The 7,803-nt window shown below is 45.7% G+C and carries 6 protein-coding genes; all 6 read left to right on the top strand.

What is annotated here, in order from left to right; all coding sequences use genetic code 11:
- Positions 1-587: 587 nt before the first annotated feature.
- The gene (locus AC3WU2_RS29510; RefSeq protein ID WP_018759745.1) at positions 588-1,055 is read left to right on the top strand and encodes a CtsR family transcriptional regulator; all 468 of its coding nucleotides are present in this window, start codon (positions 588-590) and stop codon (positions 1,053-1,055) included.
- A 27-nt stretch (positions 1,056-1,082) separates the two neighbouring features.
- A complete protein-coding gene (gene mcsA, locus AC3WU2_RS29505; RefSeq protein ID WP_018759744.1) occupies positions 1,083-1,604 on the top strand; it encodes a protein-arginine kinase activator protein McsA in 522 nt (173 codons plus the stop codon).
- A gap of 29 nt (positions 1,605-1,633) precedes the next feature.
- Positions 1,634-2,695 carry a protein-arginine kinase McsB gene (mcsB, locus tag AC3WU2_RS29500; RefSeq protein ID WP_018759743.1) on the top strand — a complete coding sequence of 354 codons (1,062 nt, stop codon included), beginning with the start codon at positions 1,634-1,636 and terminating at the stop codon, positions 2,693-2,695.
- A 38-nt stretch (positions 2,696-2,733) separates the two neighbouring features.
- Positions 2,734-5,157 (top strand): ATP-dependent protease ATP-binding subunit ClpC, encoded by a 2,424-nt coding sequence (clpC, locus tag AC3WU2_RS29495; protein WP_379341690.1) that lies wholly within the window; start codon positions 2,734-2,736, stop codon positions 5,155-5,157.
- Positions 5,158-5,320: 163 nt separating this feature from the next.
- Positions 5,321-6,688 (top strand): DNA repair protein RadA, encoded by a 1,368-nt coding sequence (gene radA / locus AC3WU2_RS29490; protein WP_492458410.1) that lies wholly within the window; start codon positions 5,321-5,323, stop codon positions 6,686-6,688.
- A 15-nt stretch (positions 6,689-6,703) separates the two neighbouring features.
- The gene (gene disA / locus AC3WU2_RS29485) at positions 6,704-7,780 is read left to right on the top strand and encodes a DNA integrity scanning diadenylate cyclase DisA (protein WP_018759740.1); all 1,077 of its coding nucleotides are present in this window, start codon (positions 6,704-6,706) and stop codon (positions 7,778-7,780) included.
- Positions 7,781-7,803 lie beyond the last annotated feature (23 nt).

Genomic DNA, 7,803 nt, shown 5'->3' with positions numbered 1-7,803 from the left:
CGCCGATGGTACTTGGACCGCAGGGTCCTGGGAGAGTAGGACGATGCCAAGCAGCTAAAGACCACTTTTGAGATTCAGTTCTCGAAGGTGGTCTTTTTTATGTTGATAACTTCTAATTAGTGTAGCCATTATCAACAGCTTAGTGATCCAAAAATATGCGAAAGTATTTATCCACAGTGTGGATAGATGTTAATTAATGCTTGATCGACATAATATACATATTTTCAACAGGATCATCCACGGAATCATACACACCATCCACAAACTCATCCACATGATTAACAAATCATACTCAACTTTATGTATAACTTTATTTTAAAAACAAAATTATCCCCAGCTTTGATAGGATGACGAAAATCCCAAGGATTTGAATTGAAAACAAGGTACAGATGAGGTATGGAATGATATATTATGTCAAAGGTAAGCGTAAAGGGTATATTTCTTATAAGAAATGCAACAATAATAAGAGGGAAGAGATGTTGAAAGTGTGTGGGAAAAGTGATATCATGTTTATAAAGTCAAAGAAAGTCAAGGTCAACTAAACGTCAATGTTTTGACCTTTACATTTCACCATGGAGGATGAATCAATGCGTAATATCTCTGATATTATAGAACAATATCTGAAGAGTATTCTGCATGAGAGTCCGGGCAGTATGATTGAAATTCAACGCAATGAATTAGCCGATCAATTCTCATGTGTCCCGTCACAGATCAATTATGTGATCAGCACGCGATTCACCCTCGAAAAGGGATATGTTGTAGAGAGTAAACGCGGAGGCGGCGGGTATATACGGATTCAACGAATTCAATTGCCTGCGGAACAGGCGATTCAAGAGCATCTACGGCACACCATCGGTGACCGCATCGAACAAGGGGCCGCGGAGGGGCTGATCTATCAATTAGAAGAAGCCCGTATGATTACAAGGCGTGAAGCGAATCTGCTTCGTGCTGCAGTAAATCGCGATGTGCTCGTGATCAAGCTTCCGCTCCGTGACGAACTCAGGGCGAGCCTGCTTCGCGCGATGCTGTTATCTTTGCTGATGCATAAGAAGTAGTAAGTTAGATCGAAGGAGGTCCTTTACATGGTCTGTCAAGAATGCGGTAAGAAGCCTGCGACATTGCATTTCACGAAAATCGTGAATGGTGAGAAAACGGAATTTCATATTTGTGAATCTTGTGCCCGTGAGAAAGGCGAATTGATTCCGGGAACAGCGAATGGGTTCTCTATTCATAGCTTATTATCGGGATTGCTCGATTTTGATCCGACAGGTAAAGGCAGTTCAACGAGTACCAAAGCACAGACGATTCGTTGTGATGAATGTGGATTAACTTATTCACAATTCAGCAAGATAGGACGATTCGGATGTAGTTCATGTTATAAGCATTTTGAGGATCGTCTCGACCCGTTATTCAAAAGAGTTCACGGCAATACCAAACACATCGGCAAAATTCCTAAACGTCGCGGAGGCTCAATTCAAAACAAACGAGAGCTTGAGGAATTAAAGAAGCAGTTGCAATACCGCATCATTCACGAAGAGTTTGAAGATGCTGCTCAAATCCGTGATCAAATACGGGAGCTGGAAAAACGAATATCTGCAGGATAACATGTCATAGTGCAGTGGAGGGATGTTGGATGGAAGCTCATAAATTCACAGAGAAGGCATTAAGCGAATGGATGCGTGGGAGAGGCCCAGACTCAGACATCGTTATTAGCAGCCGCGTTCGGATTGCGCGTAACTTGGATAACCTTCCATTCCCGATGCTGGCAACAAATCAGCAGTCCAAAGAAATTCTGGAACGATTAAGCCAAGTGGTGCAGGTCAAAGGAATGAAGGAAATCGGTAACTTCTCCGAAGTATTATTAGCCGATATGAGTGAGCTCGATAAACGTGTATTGGTTGAGAAACATCTGATTAGTCCGAATTTGGCGAATGAATCCCGTAATGGGGCTGTTATTATTAGCGATAATGAAGCAGCTAGCATTATGATAAATGAAGAAGATCATCTTCGTATACAATGTCTTTACCCTGGCTTTCAATTAGAAGAAGCTTGGGACCTCGCTAGCAGGATTGACGATGTTTTTGAAGAACAAGTAGATTATGCATTTGATGAGGCACGCGGATATTTGACCAGCTGTCCTACAAATGTAGGTACTGGAATTCGGGCATCGGTGATGATTCATCTGCCTGCTCTCGTCTTAACGCAACAAATGAATCGATTGCTGCCGGCAATTACACAGGTAGGTCTAGCCGTTCGAGGTATCTATGGTGAAGGTAGTGAATCGATCGGGAACTTGTTCCAGATATCGAATCAGATCACCTTGGGTCAATCCGAGAAGGAAATCATCGATAATTTGCATAGTGTGGCAAGACAAATCATTGAACATGAGAAAGCGGCGCGGGAGAAGATTATGCTTGAATCCCCGATTCGCATTAAAGACCGTATCCGGAGATCCTTCGGCATCCTAACGCATGCGGAAGTGATGGATTCGAAAGAGGCATCGCAACGGCTATCCGATGTTCGGCTTGGCCTAGATCTCGGTCTAATCGATCATGTTTCATCCGATGTATTGAATGAACTGATTGTGATGTCCCAGACCGGGTTTCTACAGCAAGTATACGGTCGCAAGTTAAATACAGAAGAAAGAGATATTTATCGCGCGGCATTAATTCGCGATAAGCTTTCTAAATCATAAATTCTAGTTATAATTAGTTTAAGCGGAGGTGTATAGATATGATGTTTGGAAGATTTACAGAGCGAGCACAGAAAGTATTGGCATTAGCGCAAGAAGAAGCCGTGCGTCTAGGTCACAACAATATTGGTACGGAGCATATTCTTCTTGGACTGATTCGTGAAGGAGAAGGCATTGCAGCCAAAGCCTTGATTGCGCTTGGACTGGGACTTGAGAAGATTCAAGACGAAGTCGAATCTTTGATCGGTCGTGGACAGGAGCAACCAACGAATATTGCTTATACGCCTCGTGCGAAGAAAGTCATTGAACTGTCCATGGACGAAGCACGTAAGTTGGGTCATACGTATGTAGGCACGGAACATATCCTTCTTGGATTGATTCGCGAAGGCGAAGGTGTGGCAGCACGTGTACTCAATAATCTAGGCATTAGCTTAAATAAGGCGCGTCAGCAAGTGTTGCAGCTCCTAGGCAGCAGCGAAGCTGTATCGAGTCATCATGGAACACCTGCGAATGTCAGCACACCGACGCTCGATTCACTCGCGCGGGATTTAACGGCATTTGCGAAAGACGGGAACTTAGATCCTGTCATTGGCCGCAGTAATGAAATTGAACGCGTGATTCAAGTCTTGAGCCGTAGAACGAAGAACAATCCGGTTCTTATCGGGGAGCCAGGGGTTGGTAAGACGGCGATTGCAGAAGGACTTGCACAACGTATTATCCAGAACGAAATTCCTGAGACGCTGCGTGATAAGCGTGTTATGACCTTGGATATGGGCTCCGTCGTAGCCGGTACCAAATATCGCGGGGAATTCGAAGATCGTCTGAAGAAGATCATGGACGAAATTCGCCAAGCAGGGAATATCATTCTATTCATAGATGAACTTCATACCTTAATCGGTGCAGGCGGAGCAGAAGGCGCTATTGACGCATCGAATATTCTCAAACCTTCTCTAGCACGGGGTGAGCTGCAATGTATCGGTGCGACGACACTCGATGAATACCGTAAGTACATTGAGAAAGATGCTGCACTAGAACGTCGATTCCAGCCGATTACGGTAGATCAGCCTTCACCAGAGGAAGCGATCCAAATCTTGCATGGACTGCGTGACCGTTACGAAGCCCACCACCGGGTGAAAATTACAGATGAAGCCATTGAAGCAGCGGTGAAATTGTCAGACCGTTACATCACGGATCGGTTCTTACCGGACAAAGCGATTGATTTGATCGATGAAGCAGGTTCGAAGGTAAGGCTGAATTCGTATACGGTACCGCCGAATTTGAAGCAGCTCGAGAATCGTCTTGAAGATATTCGTAAAGAAAAAGATGCAGCTGTACAGAGCCAAGAGTTCGAGAAAGCAGCGGCACTTCGCGATACAGAGCAGAAGATGCGGGAAGAGCTGGATCTGACGAAGAATCAGTGGAAAGAAAAGCAAGGACGCACCGATTCGGAAGTTACGCCAGATGATATTGCGCAGATCGTAGCGAGCTGGACGGGAATTCCGGTTCGTAAGTTAGCTGAAGAAGAGACCGAGCGTTTGCTCAAGATGGAATCCATTCTTCATGAGCGTGTCATCGGTCAAGAAGAAGCGGTTAAGGCTGTCAGCCGTGCGGTACGTCGTGCACGTGCAGGTCTGAAGGATCCGAAACGTCCAATGGGCTCATTCATCTTCTTAGGTCCTACTGGGGTCGGTAAAACAGAATTAGCACGTGCCCTAGCGGAGTCCCTATTCGGTGATGAGAATGCAGTCATTCGGATCGATATGTCCGAGTATATGGAGAAACATTCGACATCACGTCTGGTTGGAGCGCCTCCAGGATATGTTGGTTATGAAGAGGGCGGTCAATTAACGGAGAAAGTTAGACGCAAGCCATATTCGGTTGTGTTGCTCGATGAAATTGAGAAAGCGCACCCTGAAGTGTTTAACATCTTGCTTCAGGTACTGGAGGATGGACGTCTTACAGATTCTAAAGGCCGTGTCGTAGATTTCCGTAATACGTTGATCATTCTGACTTCGAACGTCGGTGCAGAGGCAATCAAGCGTAATTCTACCCTTGGCTTCACCGCATCGAATGACTCCGGCAAAGATTATAACAACATGAAGGATAAAGTGATGGGCGAGCTGAAGAAGAGCTTCCGTCCAGAGTTCTTGAACCGGATTGATGAGATCATTGTTTTCCATTCGCTCAGTGAAGAGAATATTGCACAGATCGTGTCTCTCATGGCGGAAGATCTTCGTCATCGACTGAAGGAACAAGAAGTCGACTTCACGTTGACGGACAAAGCGAAAGCTTTCCTCGCGAAGGAAGGGTTTGATCCCGCTTACGGTGCACGTCCGTTGCGTCGTGCGATTCAGAAACATATTGAAGATCGTCTCTCGGAAGAGCTCTTAATGGGTAAAATTTCGAAGGGTGACAGCTTAACTATTGATGAGCAGGAAGGCAATTTGGTCGTTCTGCATCACTAAAATAACCTTTTTCGTACGTATTCTACGAATATTGAACCCGGAACCTATAAGGTTTCGGGTTTTCCTTTTCTCCCATGATTAAAAATGGTAAAATTGAAAGAAGTACGAAATTTGCGAAAACAGTCATTTTTCGCCAAAGATGAATGTTAGTTAGGAGAGCGAAATGGCGAAAGTCAAAACAAAATTTTATTGTACCGAATGCGGTCACGAGACAGCGAAATGGTTCGGCAAATGTCCTGGTTGCATGAGCTGGAATACGATGGTCGAAGAGACCCAGACAGTAGTCAAGACGCAAGGGATGCAATCGCCCATTTTTCATACGAAAGAAAAAGCCCAATCCATCATACATATAGAGAGTGGTAAAGAACCTCGCATTCAGACACACATCACTGAGCTTAATCGTGTTCTGGGCGGCGGATTTGTTCCTGGATCATTAATCCTAGTAGGCGGTGATCCCGGCATTGGGAAATCCACGCTGCTGCTGCAGACGTCACATGCGCTTACAATAGCGGGGCTCAAGGTGCTCTATGTATCGGGCGAGGAATCGGTTCGCCAGACAAGACTGCGTGCCGATCGATTAAATGCATTGTCTGAGTCACTATTCGTGTTATGTGAGACGAATCTCGAGCAGATAGAGGAAGCTATCGATGAGATCCAGCCTGATTTCCTCGTCATAGACTCGATTCAGACAGTATACCAACCCTCTGTAGCTTCGGCACCTGGTAGTGTCTCGCAAGTTCGTGAATGTACAGCGCATTTTATGCGTATTGCTAAGGTCAAGGGAATTGCGACCGTGCTCGTGGGGCATGTCACCAAGGAAGGAGCGATCGCAGGGCCACGTTTATTGGAACATATGGTGGATTGTGTATTGTATTTCGAAGGGGAGCGGCATCATACATACCGATTGCTGCGTGCGGTGAAGAACCGATTCGGTTCGACCAATGAAATTGGCATTTTCGAGATGCAAGAAACAGGGCTTGAGGAAGTATCTAACCCATCGGAGTTGTTCTTATCAGAACGGCCTCTCGGGGTCGCGGGATCGACTGTTGTAGCTAGTGTGGAAGGAACTCGTCCAGTTCTTGTTGAACTCCAAGCTTTGGTAGCTTCGACGAATTTCCCGTCGCCACGGCGAATGTCGACAGGTGTCGATCACCAGCGAATGTCGCTTATTATTGCGGTGCTGGAGAAACGAATGGGCATGTTCTTGCAGAATCAGGATGCTTATTTGAATGTTGCGGGTGGCGTTAAGCTCGATGAGCCTGCAGTTGACCTTGCGATTGCCGTGAGTATTGCGTCAAGTTTCAAGGATGCACCAACACAGCCGTACGATGTATTTTTCGGTGAAATTGGACTAACAGGGGAAGTGCGAGCCGTATCACGTGTGGAACAACGGGTCAAAGAGGCACACAAGCTTGGCTTCAAGCGTGTGATTATGCCTGAGAAAAGTATAAAGGGGTGGAAAGCGCCCAAGGGGATCGAAATTATCGGTGTTAACACCGTAGCGGAAGCGCTAAGAGCTGCATTAGGTTAGGGGGCATAATAGAGAATGAAAGAAACGGTTCAACAAGATAATGTAAATGATCTTCTTCGATTGGTAGCGCCAGGGACACCGTTTCGGGATGGGCTGGAGAATGTCCTTCGCGCGAAAACCGGGGGATTAATCGTTGTTGGATACAGTCCGGAAGTGATGGAAGTCGTAGATGGAGGATTCTCCATTAACTGTGATTTCTCGCCGAACTATCTGTACGAGCTTGCGAAGATGGATGGTGCGATCATTTTAAGTGAAGACTTAAAAAGAATCCTCTATGCCAATACGCAGCTTATCCCGGATTCATCGATATCCTCCATTGAGACAGGGATTAGACATCGTACAGCGGAGCGGGTGGCTAAGCAGACGGGAAAGCTCGTCGTGTCCATATCCCAACGGCGTAATGTGATTACCCTATATCAAGGGAACTTACGTTATTCCCTCAAAGAAATTGGCGTCATCTTAACGAAAGCGAATCAAGCGATCCAGACGTTGGAGCGGTACAAAGTAGTGCTGAATCAAGCGCTGACGAACCTGACAGCCTCTGAATTTGAAGAGCTGGTTACATTGCAGGAAGTTGTGCATGTCGTACAGCGGTTCGAAATGGCGCTTCGAATCAAGCAGGAGATTAAACGATACATTCACGAGTTAGGCAATGAGGGCCGTTTGATTAGTATGCAGATGGAAGAATTGGTGGGTAATACCGAGGAAGATGCAAGGCTGTTGATCAAAGACTATGCGAAGGATATATCCGAGGAGAAGCTGAAGGAAATCTTCGTATGTCTTAAGAAGTGCAGCTCAGATGAACTGCTTGATGCACATTTTATTATTCGATTATTAGGGTACCAATCTTCGAACTTGATGACGGAAGAATCGGTTGCGCCACGCGGTTATCGCGTCCTGAGTAAAATTCCGCGCTTGCCGAATGTCATCATAAACAACTTGGTTCAGCGGTTCTACCAGCTGCCGCATGTAACCATGGCGACGATCGAAGAATTGGATGAAGTGGATGGAATTGGTGAAGTGCGTGCCCGTACGATTAAGGAAGGTCTTAAGCGTATCCAAGAACAGGTGTTTATTGACAGACAAATATAAATTGTCATACAATCAATGAATGA

The organism is Paenibacillus sp. EB106-05-06-XG162 (assembly GCF_058791655.1).
This window is presented reverse-complemented; position numbering and strand designations above follow the sequence as displayed.

What these genes read in the sequence shown, in the direction of transcription:
- AC3WU2_RS29510 (WP_018759745.1), top strand. Translation starts at nt 588, where the DNA reads ATGCGTAATATCTCTGATATTATAGAACAATATCTGAAGAGTATTCTG.
- mcsA (WP_018759744.1), top strand. Translation starts at nt 1,083, where the DNA reads ATGGTCTGTCAAGAATGCGGTAAGAAGCCTGCGACATTGCATTTCACG.
- mcsB (WP_018759743.1), top strand. Translation starts at nt 1,634, where the DNA reads ATGGAAGCTCATAAATTCACAGAGAAGGCATTAAGCGAATGGATGCGT.
- clpC (WP_379341690.1), top strand. Translation starts at nt 2,734, where the DNA reads ATGATGTTTGGAAGATTTACAGAGCGAGCACAGAAAGTATTGGCATTA.
- radA (WP_492458410.1), top strand. Translation starts at nt 5,321, where the DNA reads ATGGCGAAAGTCAAAACAAAATTTTATTGTACCGAATGCGGTCACGAG.
- disA (WP_018759740.1), top strand. Translation starts at nt 6,704, where the DNA reads ATGAAAGAAACGGTTCAACAAGATAATGTAAATGATCTTCTTCGATTG.